Raw genomic sequence first — 25,995 nt, forward strand, 5'->3', positions numbered from 1 at the left:
GGGGTCGCCACCGGACCGCGGCGGTCGCCACCGGACCGGCGGTCCGGGCGGGCCGGCAGCCCGAGGCGACCGGCGGCCCGCCGCGACGCAGCCCCGCCGCTACACCGGCCCCGCCACCGCCGCGATCGTCTTGGCCAGCGACACGCCCGAGCCGTCGCGGCGCGGGTCGAGCTCCGGGAGTTCGGCCGGGGTGCCGTTCTTCTGCGCGGCACGGGCGGGCGCCGGGCCGGCCCAGGCGAAGGACAGGCAGTCCTCGCCCTTCAGGAACCGCTGGCAGCGCACACCGCCCGTGGCGCGGCCCTTGCGCGGGAACTGGTCGAACGGGGTCAGCTTGGCGGTCGTCTGGACCGAGTCGTCCAGCGTGCCGCGCGAGCCGGCCACCGTGAAGACGAGCGCGTCCGACGCCGGGTCGACCGCCGTGAACGAGATGACCTTGGCGCCCTCGGCGAGCTTGATGCCGGTCATGCCGCCCGCCGGCCGCCCCTGCGGGCGGACCTGGGACGCCTGGTAGCGCAGCAGCTGGGCGTCGTCCGTGATGAAGACCAGGTCCTCCTCACCGGTGCGCAGCTCCACCGCGCCGACGATCCGGTCACCCTCCTTGAGGGTGATCACCTCCAGCTCGTCCTTGTTGGCCGGGTAGTCCGGCACGACCCGCTTGACGACGCCCTGTTCCGTGCCGAGCGCCAGGCCGGGGGAGGACTCGTCGAGCGTGGTCAGGCAGACCACCGTCTCGTCGTCCTCCAGCGACACGAACTCCGCCAGCGGCGCGCCGCCCGACAGCGTCGGCGCCGTCGCGGTGTCCGGCAGCTGGGGGAGGTCGACGACGTTGATCCGCAGCAGCCGGCCGTACGACGTCACCGCGCCCACCTCGCCGCGTGCCGTGGCCGGCACCGCGGAGACGATCACGTCGTGCTTGGCGCGCCGGGCGTCGGCGTCCTGCGCGAACGGCTCCGCGTTCGCCGTACGGGCCAGCAGGCCGGTCGAGGACAGCAGCACCCGGCACGGGTCGTCCGCGACCTGCAGCGGCACGGTGGCGGCCGTGGTCGCCGCGGACTCCAGCAGGACCGTACGGCGCGGGGTGCCGAACTTCTTGGCGACCGCGGCGAGTTCCGAGGAGACCAGCTTGCGCAGCTCCGCGTCCGACTCCAGGATCCGGGTCAGCTCCTCGATCTCCGCGTTGAGCCGCTCCTTCTCCGCCTCCAGCTCGATCCGGTCGTACTTGGTGAGGCGGCGCAGCGGCGTGTCCAGGATGTACTGGGTCTGCGTCTCGCTCAGCGAGAAGCGCTCCATCAGGCGCTCCTTGGCCTGCGCCGAGTTCTCGCTGGAGCGGATCAGCCGGATGACCTCGTCGATGTCGACCAGCGCCGTCAGCAGGCCCTCGACCAGGTGCAGACGGTCGCGCCGCTTGCCGCGGCGGAACTCCGAGCGGCGGCGCACGACCTCGAAGCGGTGGTCGAGGTAGACCTCCAGCAGCTCCTTCAGGCCCAGCGTCAGCGGCTGGCCGTCCACCAGCGCGACGTTGTTGATGCCGAAGGACTCCTCCATCGGCGTCAGCTTGTACAGCTGCTCCAGGACCGCCTCCGGCACGAAGCCGTTCTTGATCTCGATGACCAGGCGCAGCCCGTGCTCGCGGTCGGTGAGGTCCTTGACGTCGGCGATGCCCTGGAGCTTCTTCGCGCCGACCAGGTCCTTGATCTTGGCGATGACCTTCTCGGGGCCGACCGTGAAGGGCAGCTCGGTGACGACCAGTCCCTTGCGGCGGGCCGTGACGTTCTCCACCGAGACCGTCGCGCGCATCTTGAAGGTGCCGCGGCCCGTCTCGTAGGCGTCGCGGATCCCGGACAGGCCGACGATCCGGCCGCCGGTGGGCAGGTCGGGGCCCGGGACGTGCTTCATCAGGGCGTCGAGATCGGCGTTCGGGTGCCGGATCAGGTGGCGGGCCGCCGCGATGACCTCGCTCAGGTTGTGCGGCGGCATGTTCGTGGCCATGCCGACCGCGATGCCGGAGGCGCCGTTCACCAGCAGGTTCGGGAACGCGGCGGGCAGCGCGACCGGCTCGCGCTCCTGGCCGTCGTAGTTCGGCGCGAAGTCGACCGTGTCCTCGTCGATGGACTCGGTCATCAGACCCGTCGCCGCGGCCATCCGGCACTCCGTGTACCGCATGGCGGCCGGCGGGTCGTCGTTGCCCAGCGAGCCGAAGTTGCCGTGGCCGTCCACCAGCGGCACGCGCATCGAGAACGGCTGCGCCATGCGGACCAGGGCGTCGTAGATCGACGCGTCGCCGTGCGGGTGCAGCTTGCCCATGACCTCGCCGACCACGCGGGCGCACTTCACATAGCCGCGCTCCGGGCGCAGGCCCATCTCGTTCATCTGGTAGACGATGCGGCGGTGCACCGGCTTCAGGCCGTCGCGCGCGTCCGGCAGGGCTCGGGAGTAGATGACCGAGTACGCGTACTCGAGGAAGGAGCCCTGCATCTCGTCGACGACGTCGATGTCGAGGATCCGCTCCTCGTACGAGTCGTCGGGCGGCGGGGTCTTCGTGCTGCGGCGGGCCATCGCTGCCTGGCTCCTTGCTGAAGCGTGGTGAACGGGATCTGACGCGGACCATTGTGGACCGCGGCACTGACAACGCGGAGCGGGACCCGGCGTCGGCCGTCCGGCCCTCCGCTGCGGGCAGGCTACGCCCGTCGGCCGCCCGGCCCCTCGCGCCGCGGAAGGCCACGGCCGTCGGACGGGCCCCCGCTGGGCGCAGGTTACGCCCCGCGGTCCGGCCACCCGCTCCGGGGAGGCTACGCCCTCCGGTCCGTCCCTGCCGCGCGCAGGCCCCGGTCCTTCGTTCCGTCTCTCGCCGCGCGCAGGTTCAGGGTTCTCGGCTCGTCTCTCGCCGCGCGCAGGTTCAGGGTTCTCGGCTCGTCTCTCGCCGCGCGCAGGTTCAGGGTTCTCGGCTCGTCTCTCGCCGCGCGCAGACTCAGGGTCCTCGGCTCGTCTCTCGCCGCGCGCAGACTCAGGGTCCTCGGCTCGTCTCTCGCCGCGCGCAGACTCAAGCCCCTCGGCTCGACCCTCGCCGCACACAGGCCCCGGCCCTCGCTCCGGCCCTCGCCGCGCGGTAGACCCAGCTCTGCGATTCGGCCGTTGCCGGGCGCGGGCCCCGCCCCTCGGTTCGGCCCGCCCTCGCCGAGCCCGGATCCCGCCCTCCGCCGGGTCCCGCCCGCCCCCCGGCGCCCGCCCTCACCCGCCCGGCTCCCGGCCCGCAGGTCACGCTCTGTCCCCGGCTGACCGTTTCTCGCTCTCGGCGTACGGCGTCCGGGAACTTCGCGGACCGTCCGCGCGCTTGCATACAGTGGCAGGACCGGCACGAACAGAGCGGTCTCAGCCACCGCATCCGCGATCGAAGGGACGTACATGCCCATGGGTCACACGGCCACAGCCGAGGCAGGCTCCGGCGGCCTGAAAGCGACCGAGCACCGCCTGGCCAACGGCCTGCGCGTGGTGCTCTCCGAGGATCACCTGACCCCGGTCGCGGCGGTGTGCCTCTGGTACGACGTCGGCTCCCGCCACGAAGTCAAGGGGCGTACCGGCCTGGCTCACCTTTTCGAGCACCTGATGTTCCAGGGCTCCGCCCAGGTGAAGGGCAACGGTCACTTCGAGCTGGTGCAGGGCGCCGGCGGCTCGCTGAACGGCACCACCAGCTTCGAGCGCACCAACTACTTCGAGACCATGCCCGCCCACCAGCTGGAGCTCGCCCTCTGGCTGGAGGCCGACCGTATGGGCTCCCTGCTGGCCGCCCTGGACGAGGAGTCCATGGAGAACCAGCGGGACGTCGTCAAGAACGAGCGCCGCCAGCGCTACGACAACGTCCCCTACGGCACCGCCTTCGAGAAGCTGACCGCCCTGGCGTACCCGGAGGGCCACCCGTACCACCACACGCCGATCGGCTCGATGGCCGACCTGGACGCGGCGACCCTGGAGGACGCGCGGGAGTTCTTCCGCACCTACTACGCGCCCAACAACGCGGTCCTGTCGGTCGTCGGCGACATCGACCCCGAGCAGACCCTCGCCTGGATCGAGAAGTACTTCGGCTCCATCCCCTCCCACGACGGCAAGCCCGCCCCGCGTGACGGCACGCTGCCCGACATCATCGGTGAGCAGCTGCGCGAGGTCGTCGAGGAGGAGGTCCCCGCGCGCGCCCTGATGGCCGCCTACCGGCTCCCGCACGACGGCACGCGCGCGTGCGACGCGGCCGACCTGGCGCTGACCATCCTCGGCGGCGGCGAGTCCTCCCGCCTGTACAACCGGCTGGTCCGCCGGGACCGTACGGCCGTCGCGGCCGGCTTCGGACTGCTCCGGCTGGCCGGGGCACCCTCCCTGGGCTGGCTGGACGTGAAGACCTCCGGCGACGTGGAGGTGCCGGTCATCGAGACCGCCATCGACGAGGAGCTGGCCCGGTTCGCCGAGGAGGGCCCCACCGCCGAGGAGATGGAGCGCGCCCAGGCCCAGTTGGAGCGCGAGTGGCTGGACCGGCTCGGCACGGTCGCCGGCCGCGCCGACGAACTGTGCCGGTACGCCGTGCTGTTCGGCGACCCGCAGCTCGCCCTCACCGCCGTGCAGCGGGTGCTGGAGGTGACGCCCGAGGAGGTCCAGGAGATCGCCAAGGCCCGCCTGCGGCCCGACAACCGCGCGGTGCTCGTCTACGAGCCGATCACCCCAGAACAGCCCGAGGAAGTCGAGGGCACCGAGGACCCGGAATCCGCGGCGACCGTGGAAGCCGCCGACGCCACCGAGGAGGCGGCCAAGTGACCGAGCTGACCACCATGGACTTCCACCCCCAGCCGCAGCCGGGCGAGGCCAGGCCGTGGGCGTTCCCGGCCCCCACGCGCGGGACCCTCGACAACGGCCTGACGGTGCTGCGCTGCCACCGCCCCGGTCAGAAGGTCGTCGCCGTCGAGGTCCTCCTCGACGCCCCGCTGGACGCCGAGCCCGCCGGCCTGGACGGCGTGGCCACGATCATGGCGCGTGCCTTCTCCGAGGGCACCGACAAGCACTCCGCCGAGGACTTCGCCGCCGAGCTGGAGCGCTGCGGTGCCACCCTCGACGCGCACGCCGACCACCCGGGCGTGCGGCTCAGCCTGGAGGTCCCGGCCTCCCGCCTGGCCAAGGGCCTCGGGCTGCTCGCCGACGCGCTGCGGGCGCCCGCCTTCGCCGAGAGCGAGGTCGAGCGGCTGGTGCGCAACCGCCTGGACGAGATCCCGCACGAGCTGGCCAATCCCTCCCGGCGGGCCGCCAAGGAGCTGTCCCGGCAGCTGTTCCCGGCGACCTCGCGCATGTCGCGCCCGCGCCAGGGCACCGAGGACACGGTCGCGAAGATCGACTCGGCGGCCGTGCGCTCCTTCTACGAGCGGCACGTCCGCCCGGCCACGGCCACCGCCGTGGTGGTCGGCGACCTCACCGGCATCGACCTGGACGACCTGCTGGGCGACACCCTCGGCTCCTGGACCGGCACGCCCGGCGAGCCCCGGCCGGTGCCGCCGGTGACCGCCGACGACACCGGGCGCGTGGTCATCGTCGACCGCCCCGGCGCCGTCCAGACGCAGCTGCTCATCGGCCGTATCGGCCCCGACCGGCACGACCGCGTGTGGCCCGCGCAGGTGCTCGGCACGTACTGCCTCGGCGGCACCCTCACCTCCCGCCTGGACCGCGTGCTGCGCGAGGAGAAGGGCTACACCTACGGCGTGCGGGCGTTCGGCCAGGTGCTGCGGTCCGCGCCGGACGGCACGGGCGCCTCGATGCTCGCCATCAGCGGCTCGGTGGACACCCCGAACACCGGCCCGGCCCTCAAAGACCTCTGGACGGTGCTGCGCACGCTCGCCGCGGAGGGCCTGACCGACGCCGAGCGGGACGTCGCCGTGCAGAACCTGGTCGGTGTGGCGCCGCTGAAGTACGAGACGGCGGCGGCCGTCGCGAGCACGCTGGCCGACCAGGTCGAGCAGCACCTGCCCGACGACTACCAGGCGACGCTGTACCGCCAGCTGGCCGCGACCGGCACCGTCGAGGCCACCGCCGCGGTCGTCAACGCCTTCCCGGTGGACCGTCTGGTGACCGTCCTCGTCGGCGACGCGGCGCAGATCAAGGAGCCCGTGGAGGCCCTGGGCATCGGCGAAGTCACCGTCGTGACCGCCGAGTAGACGCCGCGGCGGCACACCCACGCCGAGCGCCGCGGCACATCCGCGCGGAGGGGCCCTGGTGACCGAAGCGTCACCAGGGCCCCTTGATGTCCGAATTGGGGCGGAGGTTGCCTGTCTGGCCTGTGGGATGCGCTACAAAACGCCGAATCGGTTTGGGCTTTGCAAGCCGGCCGTCTTAGCGTCGTCCGGGCTGTTCGTCAGGCAGTGCGCCGCACCCGCGGCACCGGACAGTCATCGCCGAGTCCCCGTACGGCGCGAGCCAGGGGAGCCGGGGACCCAACCACGCAGTCCCTGGGGTGAATCGGGCGCCCGCGCATCCGCGAGGGGGTCCGTAGGAGACCTTCCTGCTCCGAACCCGTCAGCTAACCCGGTAGGCGAGAGGGAAGGAAAGGACCAGCCACTTCATGGCGTTCACGCGCGCCACCGGGAGGCATCGCCGTCCCGGCCGGATGCAGCGCTCCACCGCCCGCGCGGCGGGAGTCGCGGCGCTCACCACCACCGGCGTCTTCGGCACCCTGGCGAGCCCGGCGCTCGCCGCCGGGCCCGAGCCCGAGCAGACCGGCCTGCTGCCGGTCCTCACCATCGGCGACGAGGTCGCCGACCAGATCGACGCCCAGGCCGCCGCGCAGCAGCAGGCCGCCGAGCGGGCCGCCGCCGAGCGCGCGGCCGAGGCCGCCGCGATCAAGCGCGCCGAGGAGGCCGCCCGCGAGGCCCGCGAGGAGAAGGAGCGCGCCGCCCGCGAGGCCGAGCGCAAGCGCCTGAACACCTTCGTGCCGCCGATCTCCGGCTCCTACGTCTCCACCGGCTACCAGGCCGGCAGCTCCCTGTGGTCCTCCGGCAGCCACACCGGCGTCGACTTCCACGCCGCGACCGGCACCTCCGTCCACGCCGTCGGCGCCGGCACGGTCGTCGAGGCCGGCTGGGGCGGGGCGTACGGCAACCAGGTGGTCATCCGGATGCACGACGGCACGTACACCCAGTACGCCCACCTGTCCTCGATCGCCGTCTCCGTCGGCCAGACCGTGACCCCGGGCCAGCAGATCGGCCTGTCCGGCGCCACCGGCAACGTCACCGGCCCGCATCTGCACTTCGAGGCCCGTACGAGCCCGGAGTACGGCTCGGACATCGACCCCGTCGCGTACCTGCGCGCGCACGGCGTGAACATCTGACCCAGCCCCGCGAAACGCTCCGAGCCCCGGCCCGCCCGCCGGGGCTTTCGGCGTTTCGGCCGCCCCCTTGTCCAAAAAATATCCATGGATTCCGACCCGCCGTCGGAAATTCCGCCTCATTGCCATAGAGTCGCTGAACACACGTCAATCGTCGACGTTTCACGGGGATTAAGGCGGAGGTCGGTCATGCGTATTCCGGCGCACTCGGTGTGCACGGCGATCCGGGACGACATCGTCGCGGGTGTCTACGAGCGCGGCAGCCGGCTCACCGAGGAACTGCTCGCCCGCCGCTACGGCGTCTCGCGCGTACCCGTCCGGGAGGCGCTGCGCACGCTGGAGGCCGAGGGTTTCGTCGTGACCCGGCGCCACGCGGGCGCGTGCGTCGCCGAACCGACCGAGCAGGAGGCCGCCGACCTGCTGGAGATGCGCCTGCTGCTGGAGCCGCTGGGCGCCTCCCGCGCGGCGCAGCGGCGCACCGAGGCCCACCTGAAGGTGCTGCGCGGCCTGGTCCGGCTGGGCCAGGAGCGCGCCCGCCGCGGCCACAGCGACGACCTGCGCTCCCTGGACGGCTGGTTCCACGAGACGCTGGCGCAGGCCTCCGGCAGCCCCGCGCTCACCTCGGCGCTGACCCAGCTGCGGCACAAGATCGCCTGGATGTACACGGTGGAGGCGCCGGCCGGCCCGGGGGAGGCGTGGGCGGAGCACGGGGCGATCGTCGACGCCGTCGCGCGCGGCGACAGCGAACGCGCGCGGGCGATCACCGCGCTGCACACCGAGCGCGCGAGCGCCGCGCACCGGCTGCGGTTCGGCCCGGGCGGCGAACGCCCGGAGCGTGTGAGGAATTCGCAACATGGCGTAAACATGTCGGGTCTGCGGCATTAACACGAGCGCCGTATACAAAGAACGGATATCCGGCGGGCGGGGTATTTTCCCTGCCCTTTTTCGGCATGCCGATAATCGCCTCAGGTATGCGGGTAATCGGCTTCAGGCATGCCGGCGATCCGATTTCGGTGCGCCGGTGATCTGCCGTGCGCGCTGCGGCGGTCCGTCCGCATTCGAAGGCGGCCCGTACATCAGCCGGAGAAAAGCGAAACCGCGCCGCCCGGAAGGGGCGACGCGGTGACGCGTTGCGAGTGACGGCCTGCCGCGCGGGCGTCAGACGGTCTCGGGGAGCTCCTCCAGGCCCTCGGCGACCAGCTTGGCCAGGCGGTCCAGAGCGGCGTCCGCGCCCTCGGCGTCGGAGGCGAGGACGATCTCCTCGCCGCCCTGGGCACCCAGGCCGAGCACGGCCAGCATGGAGGCCGCGTTGACCGGGTTGCCGCCGGCCTTGGCGATCGTCACCGGCACGCCTGCGGCCGTGGCGGCTCGGACGAAGATGGAGGCGGGGCGGGCGTGGAGGCCCTCGGCCCAGCCGACGTTGACGCGGCGCTCAGCCATGTGTTGCTGCCCTTCGGTGTTCAGGGTTGTCTAGACCAGTTTCCCATATCGCGAAGCATGCTCCCGGAGCGGACGTGCCCCCTGTCCATCGGGGGACGCCGGACTCCACCGGGTGGCGCCGGACCGCGGCCTCGGTCCGTGCTTCCGTCCTCACAGACTGCCCCGCGCCGTTGCCGGACGCGAGCCGTACTCTGGGGCCCATGCAGACCTCGTCGGACCGGCACGAGTACCCCGCCCACTGGGAAGCCGACGTGGTGCTGCGCGACGGCGGCACCGCGCGCGTCCGCCCCATCACCGTCGACGACGCCGAGCGCCTGGTCAGCTTCTACGAGCAGGTCTCGGACGAGTCGAAGTACTACCGCTTCTTCGCGCCCTACCCGCGCCTGTCCGCGAAGGACGTCCACCGCTTCACGCACCACGACTTCGTGGACCGGGTGGGACTCGCGGCCACGATCGGCGGCGAGTTCATCGCCACCGTACGCTACGACCGCATCGGGAGGAACGGACTGCCCGCCTCCGCACCCGCCGACGAGGCCGAGGTCGCCTTCCTGGTGCAGGACGCCCACCAGGGCCGCGGCGTCGCCTCCGCCCTCCTGGAACACATCGCCGCCGTCGCCCGCGAGCGCGGCATCCGCCGCTTCGCCGCCGAGGTGCTGCCCGCCAACACCAAGATGATCAAGGTGTTCACGGACGCCGGGTACACCCAGAAGCGCAGCTTCGAGGACGGCGTCGTCCGCCTGGAACTGGACCTCGAACCCACCGACCGCTCCCTGGCCGTGCAGTACGCGCGCGAACAGCGCGCCGAGGCCCGGTCCGTGCAGCGGCTGCTCGCCCCCGGCTCGGTCGCCGTCGTCGGCGCGGGCCGCACCCCCGGCGGAGTGGGCCGCTCCGTACTCGGCAACATCCGCGACGCCGGCTTCACCGGCCGCCTCCACGCGGTGAACCGCGCCCTGCCCGACGGGCAGAAGGAACTGGACGGCGTGCCGGCCTACCGCTCGGTGCGCGACATCGACGGCCCCGTCGACCTCGCGGTGATCGCCGTTCCCGCCGAGCAGGTCCCCGAGGTCGTCACCGAGTGCGGCGAGCAGGGCGTCCAGGGGCTCGTCGTGATCTCCGCCGGATACGCCGAGAGCGGCCCCGACGGACGTGAACGCCAGCGCGCACTCGTCCGGCACGCGCGCGCGTACGGCATGCGGATCATCGGGCCCAACGCCTTCGGGATCATCAACAACTCCCCGGACGTCCGGCTCAACGCCTCCCTCGCCCCCGAGCCGCCCCGCCCCGGCCGGATCGGCCTGTTCGCCCAGTCCGGCGCCATCGGCATCGCCCTGCTGTCCCGCCTCCACCGGCGCGGCGGCGGCGTCACCGGAGTCACCGGCGTGTCCACCTTCGTCTCGTCGGGCAACCGCGCGGACGTCTCCGGCAACGACGTCCTGCAGTACTGGTACGACGACCCGGACACCGACGTCGTCCTGATGTACCTGGAGTCGATCGGCAACCCCCGCAAGTTCACCCGCCTGGCACGCCGTACGGCGGCGGCCAAGCCCCTCGTCGTGGTCCAGAGCGCCGGATCCGCCCCCCAGGGCCACGCGGTCCGCGCCACCCGGCTGCCGCACGCCACCGTGTCCGCGCTGCTGCGGCAGGCCGGCGTGATCCGCGTGAACACCATCACCGAACTGGTGGACACCGGCCTCCTGCTCGCCCGCCAGCCGCTCCCGCGCGGACCACGCGTGGCCATCCTCGGCAACTCCGAGTCGCTCGGCGTGCTCACCTACGACGCCTGCCTCTCCGAGGGCCTGCGGCCCATGCCGCCCCTGGACCTGACGACCGCCGCCGGCCCGGAGGACTTCCGCGCGGCGCTCGCCCGGGCGCTGGCCGACGACACCTGCGACGCCGTCGTCGTCACGGCGATACCGGCGATCGGCGAGGAGTCCGCCGGGGACGCGGCGCTGGCCGAGGCACTGCGCTCCGCCGCCGAGCGGGCACCGACAAAGCCGGTGCTGGTCGTGCACGTGGAACTCGGCGGCCTCGCGGAAGCCCTGTCGGCCGCCACCAGCACGGCCCCCCGCGCGCGTGCCGCCACACCCGGCGCCACCGCACCGGACGCCGGACCCGACCCGCTGCCCGCCGCCCAGCCGCCCGGCGGCACCCGCCTCATCCCCGCCTACCCGGCCGCCGAACGCGCCGTCCGCGCCCTCGCCGAGGCCGTCAGGTACGCCGGCTGGCGCCGCGAGGCCGCCGACCCCGGCAAGGTGCCCGAGTACGAGGACATCGACGAGAAGGGCGCCGCCCGGCTGATCGACGGCCTCCTCACGCGCGGACAGGGCCTCACCCTCGGCGCCGAGGACACCTGCGAGCTGCTGGGCCGCTACGGCATCCGGGTCCGCCGTGCCCTGCCCGCCCCCACCCCCGAGGACGCCGTCACCGCCGCCCGCGCCCTCGGCTACCCGGTCGCCCTCAAGGCCACCGCCCCGCACCTGCGGCACCGCGCGGACCTGGGCGGCGTACGCCTCGACCTCGCCGACGAGGAACAACTGCGACGGGCCTACGCCGAGTTGACCGCTCTGTTCGGCACGCCCGAGGAGCTGCGCCCGGTGGTGCAGGGCATGGCACCGCGCGGCGTGGACACCGTCGTACGGGCCGTGATCGACCCCGCCGCCGGAGCGGTGCTCTCCTTCGGTCTCGCCGGGGCGGCCTCCCAGCTGCTCGGCGACATGGCGCACCGGCTGATTCCGGTCACCGACCGCGAGGCCACCTCCCTGATCCGCTCCATCCGGACCGCCCCGCTCCTGTTCGGCTGGCGCGGCTCGGCACCGGTCGACACCCCGGCCCTGGAGGAGCTGCTGCTGCGGGTCTCCCGGCTGGTCGACGACCACCCCGAGGTGGTCGCGGTCACCCTGGAACCGGTCGTCGTCGCCACCGAGGGCGTGAGCGTGCTCGGCGCCTCCGTACGCCTGGCCCCGCCCCCCGCCCGCGACGACCTGGGACCCCGCACGCTCCCCGCCTACTGAGACGTTCCCGACGGACCCGGAGCCCGCCGAGCGGTGCCTCGCAGTCAGTGCGCCACCGTAGGATGGACGGCATGGCCAAGACCAGTACGACGACCCAGGGGCTGCGTGCGGCGATCGAGCGCAGCGGCTACTACCCGGCCCTCGTGGCCGAGGCGGTGGAGGCCGCCGTGGGCGGCGAGCCCATCCGGTCGTATCTGGTCCACCAGGAGACGACGTTCGACCAGAACGAGGTCCGCCGCCACGTCACCGTGCTCGTGCTCACCGATACCCGCTTCATCGTCAGCCACACCGACGAGCAGGCCGCCGACAGCACGTCCCCGACGCCGTACGCCACCACCTCCACGGAGTCGGTGAAGCTCGGCCGGATCTCGTCCGTCGTGGTCAGCCGCGTGGTGTCCAACCCGGAGGCGTACACGCCGGGCACCCTCCCGCGCGAGGTGGTGCTCACCATCGGCTGGGGCGCCGTCTCCCGGATCGACCTGGAGCCCGCCGCCTGCGGCGACCCGAACTGCGACGCCGACCACGGCTACACCGGCAGCTCGACGGCGGACGACCTCAGCCTGCGCGTCAGCGAGGCCGGGGACGGCCCGGAGACCGTGCGCCAGGCGCTCGCCTTCGCGCAGGCCATCTCCGAGGCGACCGCGGACCCGACGCGCTGATGGTGCAGCCGCCCGCCGCCTGGGACCCCCATCCGGAACCCCTCGCCGTCGACTCCGCCCCGCTGCCCGAGTACGGCACCGGCTCGCTCGCCGACCTGCTGCCCACGCTGGCCGCCGGCCTGGGCGTGCCCGGCATGACGGCCGCCATCCCCGAGCTGACCCCCGCCGACCGGAACTGCGTGTTCCTGATCGACGGCCTCGGCTGGGAACAGCTGAGGGCACACCCGGACGAGGCCCCGTTCCTCACCTCGCTCCTCGCCTCGTCGCGCGGCGGCACCGGCCGCCCGCTGACCACCGGCTACCCGGCGACGACGGCCACCTCCCTGGCCTCCGTCGGCACCGGCCTGCCGCCGGGCGCCCACGGCCTGCCCGGCTACACCGTGCGGGATCCGGCCACCGGCACGCTGATGAACCAGCTGCGCTGGCAGCCGTGGACCGAGCCGAGCGCCTGGCAGCCGTACCCCACCGTCTTCGACCTGGCCGACCGCGCGGGCGTGCACGCCGCGCAGGTCTCCTCCCCGGCGTTCGCGAACACCCCGCTGACCAAGGTCGCGCTCAGCGGCGGCACCTTCCACGGGCGGCTGTCCGGCGAGGAGCGCATGGACCTCGCGGCCGAGCAGCTGGCCGCCGGCGACCGCAGCCTGGTCTACACGTACTACGCCGAGGTCGACGGCGCCGGCCACCGCTTCGGCGTCGACTCCGACACCTGGCGCGGCCAGCTGATGTGCGTCGACCGCCTGGTCCAGCGCCTCGCCGAGCAGCTGCCGCCGCGCAGCGCGCTGTACGTCACCGCCGACCACGGCATGGTCGACGTGCCCTTCGACGAACAGCACCGCATCGACTTCGACGAGGACTGGGAGCTGCGCGCGGGGGTCGCCCTGCTGGGCGGCGAGGGCCGCGCCCGGCACGTCTACGCGGTCCCGGGCGCCGAGAACGACGTCCTGACCTGCTGGCGCGAGGTGCTCGGCGAGCAGTTCTGGGTGGCCTCGCGGGACGAGGCGATCGCCGCCGGCTGGTTCGGGCCACAGGTCGACGAACGGGTGTACGGGCGCATCGGCGACGTCGTCGCGGCCGCGCGGGACGACGTTCTGATCATCGCCTCGGAGCGGGAGCCCAACGAGTCGGCGATGGTCGGCAACCACGGCTCGCTGACCCCGGCGGAGCAGCTGGTCCCGCTGCTCGAAGTACGCTCCTGAAGGGCTGAGGCGCCCACCATGACGATCTCGCCGAAAGGTGCTCACCCTCCCATGCCCGAGCTGGTCTTCTTCTCCGGAACGATGGACTGCGGGAAGTCGACGCTGGCTCTCCAGATCGAGCACAACCGCTCCGCGCGCGGCCTCCAGGGCATGATCTTCACGCGCGACGACCGCGCGGGCGAGGGCAAGCTGTCCTCCCGGCTCGGCCTGGTTACCGACGCGGTCGAGGTCGAGGACGGCATGGACCTCTACGCCTACCTGGTCGACCACCTCTCGCACGGCGGCCGCGCGGACTACGTGATCGCGGACGAGGCGCAGTTCCTCGCGCCGGAGCAGATCGACCAACTCGCGCGCGTGGTCGACGACCTGGGGCTCGACGTGTACGCCTTCGGCATCACCACCGACTTCCGCACCAAGCTCTTCCCCGGCTCCCAGCGCCTGGTGGAGCTGGCCGACCGCGTGGAGGTGCTCCAGGTCGAGGCCCTGTGCTGGTGCGGTGCCCGCGCGACGCACAACGCCCGCACGATAGGCGGGGAGATGGTCGTCGAGGGCGCCCAGGTCGTCGTCGGCGACGTGAACCAGTCGGAGGCCGTCGGCTACGAGGTGCTGTGCCGCCGCCACCACCGCCGCCGGATGACGGCAGCGACGGCCCGCGCGGCGGCGCTGTCCCCGGACGTCCTGCCGGTGCCGCACGCCTGACCCGAGGGGCAGGGCCGCGTCAGCGGGCGCGCTGCAACAGGCAGAACCGCGCGCCCTCGGGGTCGGCCACCGTGGCCACCCGGCCCCGCTCGCCGTCCTCGGCCCCCTTCAGGACGTGCCCGCCCAGCCCGACCAGCTGCTCGACGGCCTCGTCGGCGTCCGCGACCTCGAAGTACGTCAGCCAGTGCGGACCCCGGTCCCGGGGCAGGGCGCTGCCCAGGCCGTGGATGCCCGCGACCGGCCGGCCGCCGACGCAGAGCGTCACGTAGTCGGCGTCGGCGCTCACCACCGGCTCCTCCTCGTGGCCGAAGACGCTCTTGTAGAACTTGGCGACGGTCGCCGACTCGTAGGTCAGCAGCTCGTTCCAGGCGGGGGTGCCGGGCACCCCCGACAGGGCCGTGCCCTGGTGCGCCGCCGCCTGCCAGATCCCGAACACGGCGCCGGAAGGGTCGGAGCCGATCGCCAGCCGCCCGGCCTCCCCGGCGTCGAGCGGGCCCACGCCGATCGTGCCGCCGCACAGCCGCGCGGTCTCCGCCGTCTGCCCGGCGTCGTCGGAGGCGAGATACGGCGTCCAGGCGACCGGGAGATGCCGGTCCGGCGGCAGCTGCCCGATGCCCGCCACCTCACGGCCGTCCAGCAGGGCCCGCACAGAGGGGCCGAGCTGCCCGGGCCCGGGGCGGAACTCCCAGCCGAACAGGGCGCCGTAGAACTCCTGGGTCGCCGCCACCCCGTGCACCATCAGGCTCACCCAGCAGGGCGTGCCGGGCGCGTACCGGGCGTGATCGCCGGCCCGGCCGGCCGGGCCCCGTGCCTCGGTCATCGTCACTCTCTCCTCGGCCCCTCGCGGCGCCGCGTCGCTTCCGCTCTCCGGACCCACGAGCCGATGCTCGCACCACCCCGGGTGTCACGCGCTCCGGGCGCGCCGCATCTCGTCCGGTCACCGGAGAATGCCCGATCTATGATTTCCCGCCCGTTTCGGGGGGATGGCCCACGGATGTCGATCGGTGGTACCCGGGGCGCCACTGCACGTGCCCGATCCCGTACGCGCCGTGATCGTGGCTGCTTGGCGGAGCAGAGTAGCCGGACATGGACGCGTCGGCCACCCCGTACGCGAGGATGGTCGGCATGAACGCCATCATTTCCGCATCCGCCCTGGCCGCTGAACTGGCGGGGGAGAAGCCGCCTGTCCTGCTCGACGTCCGCTGGCAGCTCAGTCTGGCCAGGACGGCGGGCGAGCCGCCCTTCGACGGCCGGGCCGCGTACGAGGCCGGGCACATTCCGGGGGCCGTCTACGTCGACCTGGACCGGGAGCTGGCCGGGGAGCCGGGGGAGCGCGGCCGTCATCCGCTGCCCGGTCTCGCGGAGTTCGGCGCGGCGATGCGCCGCGCGGGTGTGTCCTCCGGGCGGCCGGTCGTCGTCTACGACGGTGGTCAGGGCTGGGCCGCCGCCCGTGCCTGGTGGATGCTGCGCTGGACGGGTCACCCGGACGTGCGGGTCCTGGACGGCGGGTTGCCGTCCTGGCAGGGCCCGTTGTCCCAGGACACCCCTTCCCCCGAGGGGGGCGATTTCCGGCCGGTCCCCGGCACCGGCCTGCTGGACGCCGACGGCGCCGCCGCGCTCGCCCGCTCCGGAGTCCTGTTCGACGCCCGCGCGGCGGAGCGGTACCGCGGTGACGTCGAGCCCATCGACCGGGTCGGCGGCCACATCCCGGGCGCGGTGTCCGCCCCCACCACCGAGAACGTGACCGCCGACGGCCGCTTTCTGCCCGCCGAGGACCTGCGGGCCCGCTTCAAGGCGCTGGGCGCCTCCGAGGACACCGAGGTCGGCGTGTACTGCGGCTCGGGCGTCTCCGGCGCCCACGAGGTCCTGGCCCTCGCCGTGGCGGGCATCCCGGCGGCCCTGTACGTGGGTTCCTGGTCGGAGTGGTCCGCGGACCCGGAGCGACCGGTGGCGGTGGGCCCGGACCCGCAGTAGCGCGCAGACGCGAGGGGCCGGGGGAGGGGAGAGCGAGGGGGAGTGGCGCCGGGCGGGCAAGTGCGGGTGGGTGCAGGCAGGTACGGGCAGGCGCAGGCAGGTGCGGGCGGATGCGCGGCAGCGCGAGGGGGCGCGCGTCATGCCCGAGCGCCGCGGGCGGTCTCCGCGCGCCGGGTGGCCTCGGTGCGCCGGGCGGTGCGGAAGGCGGTCCGGACCGGCCGGGGCTTCCCGCGCGCGTGCGGCGAGAGGTTCCCGACCGACTCCGGACTCCCGGCGCCAGGAGCCCTCTTGAGCCACGGACGGGTGAGGCGGCGGCAAGCGGCTGACGGCTCGGCCGTACACGCCGCCGCCCCTTCGACGCCCGCCCGCAACACGACCGGGCCCGCGCCGTCCCCGGCGCGGGCCCGATGCGTGTACGGCCGTGCTACTCCTGCTTCTTGCGTCGCGTGCCGAAGACGATCTCGTCCCAGCTGGGGACGGCCGCCCGGCGGCCCGGGCGGACGCCGTCGGCCTCGGCCTGGCGGTCGGTGGCGCCGATGAGGCGGTCGCGGTGGCTGCCCACGGACCGGGGCATGAGGACGTCGGCGTAGGCGGAACCGGCCGAGGCGGCGGGCGCCGGCGGCTCCTCCACCGCGGGCTCGTCGTCGGGTTCGTCGGAGGGATCGGTGGCCCGCTCGGGCACCACCAGGTCACCTCTGAAGCTCGGCACGGCCTCCAGCAGGCTGGTCAGCGAGTCCCGCTCGCCGACGCTGTCCTCCACCGGTTCGGGCGCCGGGGCGGGCAGGCTCGGCCGCTCGCGGTCCCGGTCGAGGGACCCGGCCAGGGTGCGGTCGCGCGGCAGGCGGGCGATCCGCGGCACGAACGGCAGGCTGGGTTCGGGCGCGCCGAGGTCGTCGGACTCCCCGATCAGCGAGCGCGCCTCGTCGTCGACGGCCTGGACGAGCCGCCGGGGCGGGTCGTACGTCCAGCTCGCCGAGTGCGGTTCGCCCGCGACGCGGTAGACCAGCAGCACCTCCCAGGTGCCGTCGTCGCGGCGCCAGGAGTCCCACTGGACGGTGTCCTTCTCGGCGCCGCGCAGCAGCAGCCGCTCCTGGACGGCCTCGCCGAGGAGCGGGCCGGAGTTCTCGCCGGGGCGGCGGACCGGGGTCTTGCGGGCCCGTTCGGCCATGAAGGCGCGCTCGGCCAGCACGGGACCCTCGAAGCGGCGCACGCGGTCGACCGGGATGCCGGCCATCTGGGCGACCTCTTCCGCGGTCGCACCCGCGCGTATACGCGCCTGGATGTCACGGGGGCGGAGATGGCTCTCCACCTCGATCTCGATCTGGCCGAGGCGGGGACGGTCGCCGCGCACGGCGGCGCGGAGCCGTTCGTCGATCGGAAGCGTGTACTCCGTGCTGTCCGCAGCCTTCAGCACCAGCCGTGTGCCGTCATTGGAGACGGCCACGACACGCAGTTCGGGCATGGGGACCTCCCGGGTGGTGCCTGCCGACGTCACGTGCGTCGCTGCTTCCGCTAGTCGAGTGTGGCCTGCCCGGGTGCAGCCTGCCACAACCTTGCCGAGTTGCCCGGCGTGTCGGGCGCCGGCCCTGGATCGCCGTTATGGCACGGTTACCTATTCGCCACGCTAAGTGACCAAATCCGTCACCCTGTGCAACAAGCCCCCTCCCGGCGGTCCTTCACGGCCCCGGACACCCTGGCGGGAGACCGGACCCAGGGCTCGCAACAGTACTCCATTTGGGCCACGTGCGTGGATTGGCGCGCCGCCGAACTTCGTGCCGAACGCGGGACTTGGCCATTCCTGGCCAATTTTCTTGATCGAAAACGTGGCGTACTTCACGGAATCGCCGGAATCGAAGTTCACCGTTTCGACCGTACGTCCCCATCTCGTGCGAGACGTCGAGCTGGTGCGGGTAAGGCGGGCAAGGCCCGGAAAAGCGGGAAAGGCCCGATGTCGCCCCCGAGTCGGACCCCGGGCGTGACGGCCGCCGCCGCACCGCGTGGGGCACGGGAGCGGAGAGGGGCGCGCGAGCAAGCGCCGCCCGCCCCCGGCGAGTTCGCCGCGGGGCCCCTTTCACCGCGCGCGGGTCAGGGGCCGGTGACGTCCGGTGCAAGTGACGGCCCCGTCCGTCACTCGCCCAGCACCCGGCGCAAGTAGTCGTTCTGGAACCGCCGTTCCGGGTCCAGCCGGTCCCGGAGCGCCGTGAACTCGGCGAACCGCGGATAGACACCGGCGAGGTACTCCGCGTCGCGCGTGTGCAGCTTGCCCCAGTGCGGCCGCCCCTCGTACGCGGTGAAGATCCGCTCGGCGGCGGTGAAGTACCGCTGGTAGGGCGTGCCGCGGAACATGTGGACGGCGACGTACGCGCTGTCCCGGCCGGACGCCGTGGACAGGGGGATGTCGTCGGCCGGGGCGGTGCGCACCTCGACCGGGAAGCTGATCCGCAGCCGGGAGCGGTCGACCATCGCCTTCAGCTCGCGCAGGACGTCCACCACGGCCTCGCGCGGGACGGCGTACTCCATCTCCACGAAGCGCACCCGGCGCGGGGAGGTGAAGACCTTGTAGGGGATGTCGGTGTAGCTCCGCGCGGACAGCGCCCTGCTGGAGATCCGGGCGATGGCGGGGATGGTGGCCGGGGCCGCGCGGCCGACCCAGTTGGCCGCCTGGAAGACGCCGTTGGACAGGAACTCGTCCTCGAACCAGCCCTTGACCCGGCTCACCGGCTGCTCCGGGCCGGCGCTGCGGTTGTTGCGCTTGGTGTTCGTGTTGCCCGTGTGGGGGAACCAGTAGAACTCGAAGTGTTCGTTCTCGGCCCACAGTTGCTCGAACTCGGCGAGCACCCGGGCCAGCGGCATCGGCTCCTCGCGCGCGTGGAGCAGGAAAACGGGCTCGACGGCGAAGGTGAGAGCGGTGACGACACCCAGGGCGCCCAGGCCGATCCGGGCCGCCGCGAAGATCTCCGGGTTCTCCGTCCCGGAGCAGGTGAGCACCGAGCCGTCGGCCGTGACCAGCTCCAGGGCCTTGATCTGGGCGGCGATCGAACCGGAGTCGCGGCCGGTGCCGTGGGTGCCGGTGCTGGTGGCCCCGGAGACGGTCTGCTCCATGATGTCGCCCATGTTGGTCAGCGACAGTCCCTCGCGGGCCAGGGCCACGTTGAGCCGCTTGAGCGGGGTGCCCGCCTCGACCGTGACGGTGCCGGCCGCGCGGTCGATCCTGCGGATCCCGGCCAGCAGCGGGGGCCGTATCAGCACGCCGTCGGTGGCGGCGATGGACGTGAAGGAGTGTCCGGAGCCGACGGCCTTCACCCGCAGGCCGTCCTCGGCGGCCGCGCGCACCGCCGCCGCCAGCTCCTCCACGGACGCCGGAGTGACCTCCCGCGCGGGGCGTGCCGTGACGTTGCCGCCCCAGTTACGCCACGTGCCGTTCTTCCCGCTCGCTGTGCTGCTCAACGGTGCCTCCCCGACCCGGAGCCGGCCGCTTGAGCCGGCGGTAACCGAGGAAACCGACCGCGACCGCGACGGCCCCGGACACGGCCGGAACCCCGTACCCGGCGCGCGCGCCGGCCGCGTCGATCACCCAGCCGGCCACCGAGGAGCCGAGTGCGACCCCCACCGCGAGACCGGTGCTCACCCAGGTCATGCCCTCGGTCAACTGCGCGCGTGGTACGTGCTCTTCGATGAGGGACATCGTCGTGATCATCGTGGGAGCGATGGACAGGCCCGCGACGAAGAGCGCCACGGCCAGAAACGGCAGGTTTCCGACCAGTAGGAGGGGGATCATACTCACGGCCATCGCACAGACGCCCAGCAGCCAGCGCGGTTCGGGCGCCCCCTTGAAGCGCAGCAGCCCGAACACGGCGCCCGCCGCACAGGAGCCCGCCGCGTACAGCGCGAGGACGAGGCTCGCGGCGGCCTTGTGCCCCTGCTCGTCGGCGAAGGCCACCGTGACCACGTCCACGGCTCCGAAGATGGCGCCGGTCGCCACGAAGGTGGTGACCAGGACCTGCAGTCCGGGGGAGCGCAGCGCGCTGCGGCCGCCGCCGTGCTCCGCGCGCGGATGCGGCTCGGGCTCGGTGGCGCGCTGCGCGGTCAGCCAGAACACGCCCACCGCGAGGAAGCAGCCGGCCAGCAGCGGGCCGGCCTCCGGGAACCAGGCCGTCGACAGACCGATCGAGATGATCGGGCCGAAGATGAAGCAGATCTCGTCCACCACGGACTCGAACGAGTACGCGGTGTGCAGCTGCGGGGTGCCCCGGTACACCGCCGCCCACCGGGCCCGGATCATCGCGCCGACGCTCGGCACGCAGCCGATGCCGACACAGGCGACGAACAGCACCCAGTCCGGCCACCGGTAGTGCGCGGCGAACAGCAGCAGGGTGCCCGCGGCGAGCGACAGCAGCGTCGCCGGACGCAGCACCCGCCGCTGTCCGTACTGGTCCACCAGCCGGGACACCTGCGGGCCCACCACCGCCGCGGCCAGCGCGATCGTCGCCGACAGCGCGCCCGCCAGGCCGTACCGCCCGGTCAGCTGGGAGATCATCGTGACGACGCCGATGCCCATCATGGACAGCGGCATCCGGCCGAGGAAGCCGGCGGCGGAGAACGCCTTGGAGCCGGGGGCGGCGAACAGGGCGCGGTAAGGGCTGGGCACAGGCTCTCCGGCGGCTCGGTCAGGCGGACACGGCGGACGCGGTCGTACGACGGTGTACGCCGCGACGCGCGACGACACACGACGACGTATGACGACGCATGACGCACACGACGACACGACGACGGCGTACGGCGACGTAGCGCGGCGTCACGGCACGGACGCGTCCGTAAGGCATGAAGATGGTCGATACAGCTTACGAGTTAGGTCACCCTAACGCACCTCCCGCGACCGGCTCCCGCGGCGTCCGCCACCCCGCCTGTGCCCCACTGTCAGTGGCGGGTGGCAGGATCGACTCATGCCAGACGCGCTCGATCCCACCCCCTACGACGCCCTGCTCCTGCTCTCCTTCGGCGGCCCCGAAGGACCGGATGACGTGGTTCCGTTCCTGGAGAACGTGACGCGTGGGCGCGGCATCCCCAAGGAACGCCTGAAGGAAGTCGGTCAGCACTACTTCCTGTTCGGCGGGGTCAGCCCGATCAACGACCAGAACCGCGCCCTGCTGGACGCCCTGCGCAAGGATTTCGCCGACCACGGCCTGCACCTGCCGGTCTACTGGGGCAACCGCAACTGGGCGCCGTACCTCACCGACACCCTGCGCGAGATGGTCCGCGACGGCCGCCGCCGCATCCTCGTCCTCGCCACCAGCGCCTACGCCTCCTACTCGGGCTGCCGGCAGTACCGCGAGAACCTGGCCGACGCGCTCGCCACCCTCCAGGCCGAGGGCCTGGAACTGCCGCAGATCGACAAGCTGCGGCATTACTTCAACCACCCGGGCTTCGTGGAACCCATGATCGACGGCGTCCTGCGCTCTCTCGCCGACCTCCCCGAGGACGTCCGCGACGGCGCCCACATCGCCTTCACCACCCACTCCATCCCGACGTCCGCGGCCGACACCTCCGGCCCGGCCGAGGAGCACGGCGACGGCGGCGCGTACGTCCGGCAGCATCTGGACGTCGCCCGGCTGATCGCCGACGCCGTCCGCGAGCGCACCGGCGTCGACCACCCCTGGCAGCTCGTCTACCAGTCCCGCTCCGGCGCCCCCCACATCCCATGGCTGGAGCCCGACATCTGCGACCACCTGGAGGAGCGGCACGCCGCCGGCGTCCCGGCCGTCGTGATGGCCCCCATCGGGTTCGTCTCCGACCACATGGAGGTCCTGTACGACCTCGACACCGAGGCCACGGCCAAGGCCGGGGAGCTGGGCCTGCCGGTGCGCCGCTCCGCGACCGTCGGCGCGGACCCGCGGTTCGCCGCCGCGATCCGCGACCTGATCCTGGAGCGGGCCGCCGTCGAGCGCGGACAGCAGGTGACGCCCTGCGCCCTCGGGGCGCTCGGCCCCAGCCACCACCTGTGCCCGGTCGGCTGCTGCCCGGCCCGCACCCCCCGCCCCGCCGCCGCGGGCGCCGACAGCCCCTACGCGTGAGGAGCACCGTGACCGACCCCCTGCACACGGAACTGCTCGCGCTCGCCCGGGAGGCCGCCCGCCGGGCCGGTGAGCTGCTGCGCGACGGCCGCCCGGCGGACCTCGGCGTGGCCGCCACCAAGTCGAGCCCCATCGACGTGGTGACCGAGATGGACATCGCCGCCGAGAAGCTGATCACCGGTTTCCTCGCCGAGCGCCGCCCCGACGACGGCTTCCTCGGCGAGGAGGGCGCCTCGACCGACGGCACCAGCGGCATCCGCTGGGTGATCGACCCGCTCGACGGCACCGTGAACTACCTCTACGGGCTGCCCACCTGGGCGGTCTCCATCGCGGCCGAGCAGGACGGCGAGACCGTCGTCGGCGTCGTCGCGGCGCCGATGCGCGGCGAGACCTACAGCGCGGTGCGCGGCGGCGGCGCCCGCGCCACCGGCTCCTGGGACGGCGAGCGGGAGCTGCGCTGCCGCCCGGCGCCCCCGCTGGACCAGGCGCTGGTCTCCACCGGCTTCAACTACGTCGCCGACGTCCGCGCCCACCAGGCCGACATCGCCCAGCGGCTGATCCCGCGGCTGCGCGACATCCGGCGCAGCGGCTCCGCCGCGGTCGACCTGTGCGACGTCGCCGCGGGCCGCCTCGACGGCTACTACGAGCGCGGGCTGCACCCTTGGGACCTCGCCGCCGGAGACCTGATCGCCCGCGAGGCGGGCGCGCTGACCGGCGGACGGCCCGGACAGCGCCCGTCCAGGGAACTCACGGTCGCCGCCACCCCCGGCGTCTTCGAACCCCTCCAGCGGCTGCTGGAGGACTTCGGCGCCTGGCACGACTGAGCCCACACCCACGGGGCGGCCGGAGGGCGCCCGGCGGCGCGCGGGCGGATCTCACGCCGCCCGTGCGTGGGTGGCGCCCCTGGGACGAGCGGACATACGCGAGGCGGGCCCCGGCGATGGGTTCGCCGGGGCCCGCCTCATCCGTAAGGCCCGGTCAGACGCTGTACGCGCCGACTTCCACACCATGCTCGGCGGCGAGACGGCGCAGGTCGTCGAGCTCGCCCTGCTCCACCTCGACGAGGAAGTCGTCGCCCTCGTCACGAGCCCGCGTCAGGTCGGACTCGGTCGCCCTTATGCGCTGCAGAAGTCCTGCCGTGAATGCGTCCATGCTGCGCCCCCTCGTCCAGGGTCGTGGGTCGGTGGCACGGGGGTGTGCCGTTCGGAAGGGGCGATCACGTCTCCCATGAGTGCCCAGCGCTGCCCTGCTGGGCGGCGACGGCGCCGGACACCCACGCCCACTCTGCGTGAAGCGGACCGCGGCGTACCGCATGGTGCTGCGGCACAAGCAGAGCGTGATCGCGGGGTGTAAACCGTCCTCCCCCCGCTCCCTTCCGCAGAAACCTCAACCCCCGGAGAAAATCTGGCATTCCCGGGGTCCCAGGCGTGATCTCACCGGCCCGCCGACGGCCGTTCGCCAGGGCTTCGCCCCAGCGTTTCCCAGGCCTTCGCGCCCGCCCCGCGCCGCCCCGCCCGGCCCCCGCCCCACCGGCTTACCGCCGACTTATGGCGGAAAAGGGCAGGATGGAGGTCCACACACCCACCCAGACCCTGCCCACGCCTGCCCATGGCACCGCGCGGGCGGACACAGGAAGGACAAGCGACGTGCGCGTACTCGTCGTCGAGGACGAGCAGCTGCTCGCCGATGCCGTGGCCACCGGACTGCGCCGGGAGGCCATGGCCGTCGACGTCGTGTACGACGGTGCGGCCGCCCTGGAACGCATCGGCGTCAACGACTACGACGTGGTCGTCCTCGACCGCGACCTCCCGCTCGTGCACGGCGACGACGTCTGCCGCAAGATCGTCGAACTCGGCATGCCCACGCGCGTGCTGATGCTCACGGCCTCCGGCGACGTCAGCGACCGTGTCGAGGGCCTGGAGCTCGGCGCCGACGACTATCTGCCCAAGCCCTTCGCGTTCAGCGAGCTGATCGCCCGCGTGCGCGCCCTCGGCCGGCGCACCAGCGTGCCGCTGCCGCCGGTCCTGGAGCGCGCCGGGATCAAGCTCGACCCCAACCGCCGCGAGGTCTTCCGCGACGGCCGCGAGGTGCAGCTCGCGCCCAAGGAGTTCGCCGTCCTGGAGGTGCTGATGCGCAGCGAGGGCGCGGTCGTCTCCGCCGAGCAGCTGCTGGAGAAGGCCTGGGACGAGAACACCGACCCGTTCACCAACGTGGTCCGCGTGACCGTGATGACCCTGCGCCGCAAGCTGGGCGAGCCGCCCGTCATCGTCACCGTCCCCGGCTCGGGCTACCGGATCTGATCCCGTGGCCGCTACTCCAGCGCCTCCTCAGGCGCCGCCGAAACCCACCTGGGACCCGCGCAAGCCCGAACCGCCGTTCCCCTGGCTGCGCCCGACCATCCGGATACGGCTCACGCTGCTGTACGGCGGCATGTTCTTGATCGCCGGCATCCTGCTGCTGTCGATCATCTATCTGCTGGCGGCGCAGGCGCTGAACGTCGGCAGCGACCTGCCCTTCCAGATCGTGCAGGGCAAAGTCACGAGCGAAACGTGCAACCTGCCGGACCAGGCCTCGCCGAGCACCTTCAACGAGGCCATGAACGCCTGCGTCAACGAGCAGCGCCGGCACGCCCTGGACAACCTCCTCAGCCGCTCCCTCCTCGCCCTCCTCGGCCTCGCCGTGATCGCCTTCGCGTTCGGCTACGCCATGGCCGGGCGGGTGCTCTCGCCGCTCGGCCGGATCACCCGCACCGCCCGCGCGGTGGCCGGCTCGGACCTGTCCCGCCGGATCGAGCTGGACGGCCCGGACGACGAGCTGAAGGAGCTGGCCGACACCTTCGACGACATGCTGGAGCGCCTGCAGCGGGCGTTCACCGCCCAGCAGCGCTTCGTCGGCAACGCCTCCCACGAGCTGCGCACCCCGCTGGCGATCAACCGCACCCTGCTGGAGGTGCACCTGTCGGACCCGGACGCGCCGGTGGAACTCCAGCAGCTCGGCAAGACACTGCTCGCCACCAACGAGCGCAGCGAACAGCTGGTGGAGGGCCTGCTGCTGCTCGCCCGCAGCGACAACCAGATCATCGAGCGCAAACCGGTCGACCTCGCCGAGGTCGCCTCGCAGGCCATCGACCAGGTGCACGCCGAGGCGGAGGCCAAGGGCGTGGTGATCCGCGGCAAGCGCGAGCCCGCGGTGGTCCAGGGCAACGGCGTCCTGCTGGAGCGGATCGCCCTGAACCTGGTGCAGAACGCGGTCCGGTACAACGTGCCGGAGGGCGGCTGGGTCGAAGTCACCACCGAGGTCCAGCACGGTCAGGCGGTGCTGGTGGTCTCCAACACCGGCCCGGTCGTGCCGGCGTACGAGATCGACAACCTCTTCGAGCCGTTCCGGCGGCTGCGCACCGAGCGCACGGGCAGCGACAAGGGCGTCGGCCTCGGCCTGTCCATCGCGCGGTCCGTGGCCCGGGCGCACGGCGGGCACATCGCGGCCCAGCCGCGCGAGGGCGGAGGGCTCGTGATGCGGGTCACCCTGCCCCTCTGAGATCATGGGTCGACACACCCGGGGAATGTTCGCTTTGCGCGGAATTTTCGGGGCACCCGT

The 25,995-nt window shown here is 73.1% G+C and carries 20 protein-coding genes and 1 riboswitch; of the genes, 13 read left to right on the forward strand and 7 right to left on the reverse strand.

Annotated elements, in window-relative coordinates:
• Nucleotides 1-99: 99 nt before the first annotated feature.
• Nucleotides 100-2,556 carry a DNA topoisomerase IV subunit A gene (locus AB0K92_RS13100; RefSeq protein WP_365922216.1) on the reverse strand — a complete coding sequence of 819 codons (2,457 nt, stop codon included), beginning with the start codon at nt 2,554-2,556 and terminating at the stop codon, nt 100-102.
• An 846-nt stretch (nt 2,557-3,402) separates the two neighbouring features.
• On the opposite strand from AB0K92_RS13100, the gene AB0K92_RS13105 reads away from it, so the two are divergent.
• The 4 genes from AB0K92_RS13105 to AB0K92_RS13120 all read left to right on the forward strand — a co-directional run bounded on the left by AB0K92_RS13105 (nt 3,403) and on the right by AB0K92_RS13120 (nt 8,233).
• Nucleotides 3,403-4,797, forward strand: coding sequence for a pitrilysin family protein (locus AB0K92_RS13105; protein ID WP_365922218.1), 1,395 nt, complete (start codon nt 3,403-3,405; stop codon nt 4,795-4,797).
• Complete coding sequence (locus tag AB0K92_RS13110; protein ID WP_365922220.1) at nt 4,794-6,182, forward strand: pitrilysin family protein; 1,389 nt, start codon at nt 4,794-4,796, stop codon at nt 6,180-6,182. Before AB0K92_RS13105 ends, AB0K92_RS13110 begins: the two co-directional genes overlap by 4 nt.
• A 225-nt stretch (nt 6,183-6,407) precedes the next feature.
• A riboswitch (cyclic di-AMP (ydaO/yuaA leader) is annotated at nt 6,408-6,574 on the forward strand.
• A gap of 12 nt (nt 6,575-6,586) precedes the next feature.
• Nucleotides 6,587-7,351 (forward strand): M23 family metallopeptidase, encoded by a 765-nt coding sequence (locus tag AB0K92_RS13115; protein WP_365922222.1) that lies wholly within the window; start codon nt 6,587-6,589, stop codon nt 7,349-7,351.
• Between the two features lie 186 nt (nt 7,352-7,537).
• Nucleotides 7,538-8,233, forward strand: coding sequence for a GntR family transcriptional regulator (locus tag AB0K92_RS13120; protein ID WP_365922224.1), 696 nt, complete (start codon nt 7,538-7,540; stop codon nt 8,231-8,233).
• 273 nt (nt 8,234-8,506) lie between these two features.
• Here AB0K92_RS13120 and AB0K92_RS13125 read toward each other — a convergent pair whose 3' ends face one another.
• Nucleotides 8,507-8,788, reverse strand: a complete 282-nt coding sequence (locus AB0K92_RS13125) for an HPr family phosphocarrier protein (protein WP_030563197.1) — start codon at nt 8,786-8,788, stop codon at nt 8,507-8,509.
• Between the two features lie 200 nt (nt 8,789-8,988).
• Here AB0K92_RS13125 and AB0K92_RS13130 point away from each other — a divergent pair, with 200 nt between their 5' ends.
• The 4 genes from AB0K92_RS13130 to AB0K92_RS13145 all read left to right on the forward strand — a co-directional run bounded on the left by AB0K92_RS13130 (nt 8,989) and on the right by AB0K92_RS13145 (nt 14,353).
• The gene (locus tag AB0K92_RS13130; protein ID WP_365922226.1) at nt 8,989-11,799 is read left to right on the forward strand and encodes a GNAT family N-acetyltransferase; all 2,811 of its coding nucleotides are present in this window, start codon (nt 8,989-8,991) and stop codon (nt 11,797-11,799) included.
• A 62-nt stretch (nt 11,800-11,861) separates the two neighbouring features.
• A complete protein-coding gene (locus tag AB0K92_RS13135; RefSeq protein ID WP_166005302.1) occupies nt 11,862-12,458 on the forward strand; it encodes a DUF5998 family protein in 597 nt (198 codons plus the stop codon).
• On the forward strand, nt 12,458-13,654 hold the full coding sequence (locus tag AB0K92_RS13140; RefSeq protein ID WP_365922228.1) for a nucleotide pyrophosphatase/phosphodiesterase family protein: 1,197 nt from the start codon (nt 12,458-12,460) through the stop codon (nt 13,652-13,654). Before AB0K92_RS13135 ends, AB0K92_RS13140 begins: the two co-directional genes overlap by 1 nt.
• Nucleotides 13,655-13,705: 51 nt before the next feature.
• Nucleotides 13,706-14,353 (forward strand): thymidine kinase, encoded by a 648-nt coding sequence (locus tag AB0K92_RS13145; RefSeq protein ID WP_365922230.1) that lies wholly within the window; start codon nt 13,706-13,708, stop codon nt 14,351-14,353.
• Nucleotides 14,354-14,372: 19 nt separating this feature from the next.
• On the opposite strand, the gene AB0K92_RS13150 is transcribed toward AB0K92_RS13145, so the two are convergent.
• On the reverse strand, nt 14,373-15,173 hold the full coding sequence (locus AB0K92_RS13150) for a VOC family protein (RefSeq protein ID WP_365922232.1): 801 nt from the start codon (nt 15,171-15,173) through the stop codon (nt 14,373-14,375).
• 305 nt (nt 15,174-15,478) lie between these two features.
• On the opposite strand from AB0K92_RS13150, the gene AB0K92_RS13155 reads away from it, so the two are divergent.
• Nucleotides 15,479-16,327, forward strand: a complete 849-nt coding sequence (locus AB0K92_RS13155; protein WP_365922234.1) for a sulfurtransferase — start codon at nt 15,479-15,481, stop codon at nt 16,325-16,327.
• 424 nt (nt 16,328-16,751) lie between these two features.
• Here the strand turns inward: AB0K92_RS13155 and sepH are convergent, their stop codons facing one another.
• From sepH to AB0K92_RS13170, 3 genes are all read right to left on the reverse strand, one after another.
• Nucleotides 16,752-17,789, reverse strand: a complete 1,038-nt coding sequence (gene sepH / locus AB0K92_RS13160; protein ID WP_365922236.1) for a septation protein SepH — start codon at nt 17,787-17,789, stop codon at nt 16,752-16,754.
• A gap of 665 nt (nt 17,790-18,454) precedes the next feature.
• The gene (locus AB0K92_RS13165; RefSeq protein WP_365922238.1) at nt 18,455-19,774 is read right to left on the reverse strand and encodes a D-arabinono-1,4-lactone oxidase; all 1,320 of its coding nucleotides are present in this window, start codon (nt 19,772-19,774) and stop codon (nt 18,455-18,457) included.
• On the reverse strand, nt 19,734-20,975 hold the full coding sequence (locus AB0K92_RS13170; protein WP_365922240.1) for an MFS transporter: 1,242 nt from the start codon (nt 20,973-20,975) through the stop codon (nt 19,734-19,736). The genes AB0K92_RS13165 and AB0K92_RS13170 overlap by 41 nt, the downstream gene beginning before the upstream one ends.
• 295 nt (nt 20,976-21,270) lie before the next feature.
• Here AB0K92_RS13170 and AB0K92_RS13175 point away from each other — a divergent pair, with 295 nt between their 5' ends.
• Nucleotides 21,271-22,398: a ferrochelatase gene (locus tag AB0K92_RS13175; RefSeq protein WP_365922242.1), complete on the forward strand. Its 1,128-nt coding sequence runs from the start codon at nt 21,271-21,273 to the stop codon at nt 22,396-22,398.
• An 8-nt stretch (nt 22,399-22,406) separates the two neighbouring features.
• Nucleotides 22,407-23,222 (forward strand): inositol monophosphatase family protein, encoded by an 816-nt coding sequence (locus AB0K92_RS13180; RefSeq protein ID WP_166002719.1) that lies wholly within the window; start codon nt 22,407-22,409, stop codon nt 23,220-23,222.
• Between the two features lie 154 nt (nt 23,223-23,376).
• Here the strand turns inward: AB0K92_RS13180 and AB0K92_RS13185 are convergent, their stop codons facing one another.
• A complete protein-coding gene (locus tag AB0K92_RS13185) occupies nt 23,377-23,550 on the reverse strand; it encodes a hypothetical protein (protein ID WP_015657365.1) in 174 nt (57 codons plus the stop codon).
• 494 nt (nt 23,551-24,044) lie between these two features.
• Here AB0K92_RS13185 and AB0K92_RS13190 point away from each other — a divergent pair, with 494 nt between their 5' ends.
• Both AB0K92_RS13190 and AB0K92_RS13195 read left to right on the forward strand, forming a co-directional pair.
• The gene (locus AB0K92_RS13190) at nt 24,045-24,698 is read left to right on the forward strand and encodes a response regulator transcription factor (RefSeq protein ID WP_166002720.1); all 654 of its coding nucleotides are present in this window, start codon (nt 24,045-24,047) and stop codon (nt 24,696-24,698) included.
• Between the two features lie 4 nt (nt 24,699-24,702).
• Entirely contained in the window at nt 24,703-25,935 is a 1,233-nt protein-coding gene (locus tag AB0K92_RS13195) for a HAMP domain-containing sensor histidine kinase (RefSeq protein ID WP_365922245.1), read from the forward strand.
• Nucleotides 25,936-25,995 lie beyond the last annotated feature (60 nt).

The sequence above is a fragment of the Streptomyces sp. NPDC052687 genome (assembly GCF_040678395.1).
GTDB lineage: Bacteria > Actinomycetota > Actinomycetes > Streptomycetales > Streptomycetaceae > Streptomyces.

Bases quoted from the DNA above. Each gene is read 5' to 3' on its own strand.
- AB0K92_RS13100 (WP_365922216.1), bottom strand. From the start codon at position 2,556: ATGGCCCGCCGCAGCACGAAGACCCCGCCGCCCGACGACTCGTACGAG.
- AB0K92_RS13105 (WP_365922218.1), top strand. From the start codon at position 3,403: ATGCCCATGGGTCACACGGCCACAGCCGAGGCAGGCTCCGGCGGCCTG.
- AB0K92_RS13115 (WP_365922222.1), top strand. From the start codon at position 6,587: ATGGCGTTCACGCGCGCCACCGGGAGGCATCGCCGTCCCGGCCGGATG.
- AB0K92_RS13120 (WP_365922224.1), top strand. From the start codon at position 7,538: ATGCGTATTCCGGCGCACTCGGTGTGCACGGCGATCCGGGACGACATC.
- AB0K92_RS13125 (WP_030563197.1), bottom strand. From the start codon at position 8,788: ATGGCTGAGCGCCGCGTCAACGTCGGCTGGGCCGAGGGCCTCCACGCC.
- AB0K92_RS13130 (WP_365922226.1), top strand. From the start codon at position 8,989: ATGCAGACCTCGTCGGACCGGCACGAGTACCCCGCCCACTGGGAAGCC.
- AB0K92_RS13135 (WP_166005302.1), top strand. From the start codon at position 11,862: ATGGACGGCATGGCCAAGACCAGTACGACGACCCAGGGGCTGCGTGCG.
- AB0K92_RS13140 (WP_365922228.1), top strand. From the start codon at position 12,458: ATGGTGCAGCCGCCCGCCGCCTGGGACCCCCATCCGGAACCCCTCGCC.
- AB0K92_RS13145 (WP_365922230.1), top strand. From the start codon at position 13,706: ATGCCCGAGCTGGTCTTCTTCTCCGGAACGATGGACTGCGGGAAGTCG.
- AB0K92_RS13150 (WP_365922232.1), bottom strand. From the start codon at position 15,173: ATGACCGAGGCACGGGGCCCGGCCGGCCGGGCCGGCGATCACGCCCGG.
- AB0K92_RS13155 (WP_365922234.1), top strand. From the start codon at position 15,479: ATGAACGCCATCATTTCCGCATCCGCCCTGGCCGCTGAACTGGCGGGG.
- sepH (WP_365922236.1), bottom strand. From the start codon at position 17,789: ATGCCCGAACTGCGTGTCGTGGCCGTCTCCAATGACGGCACACGGCTG.
- AB0K92_RS13175 (WP_365922242.1), top strand. From the start codon at position 21,271: ATGCCAGACGCGCTCGATCCCACCCCCTACGACGCCCTGCTCCTGCTC.
- AB0K92_RS13185 (WP_015657365.1), bottom strand. From the start codon at position 23,550: ATGGACGCATTCACGGCAGGACTTCTGCAGCGCATAAGGGCGACCGAG.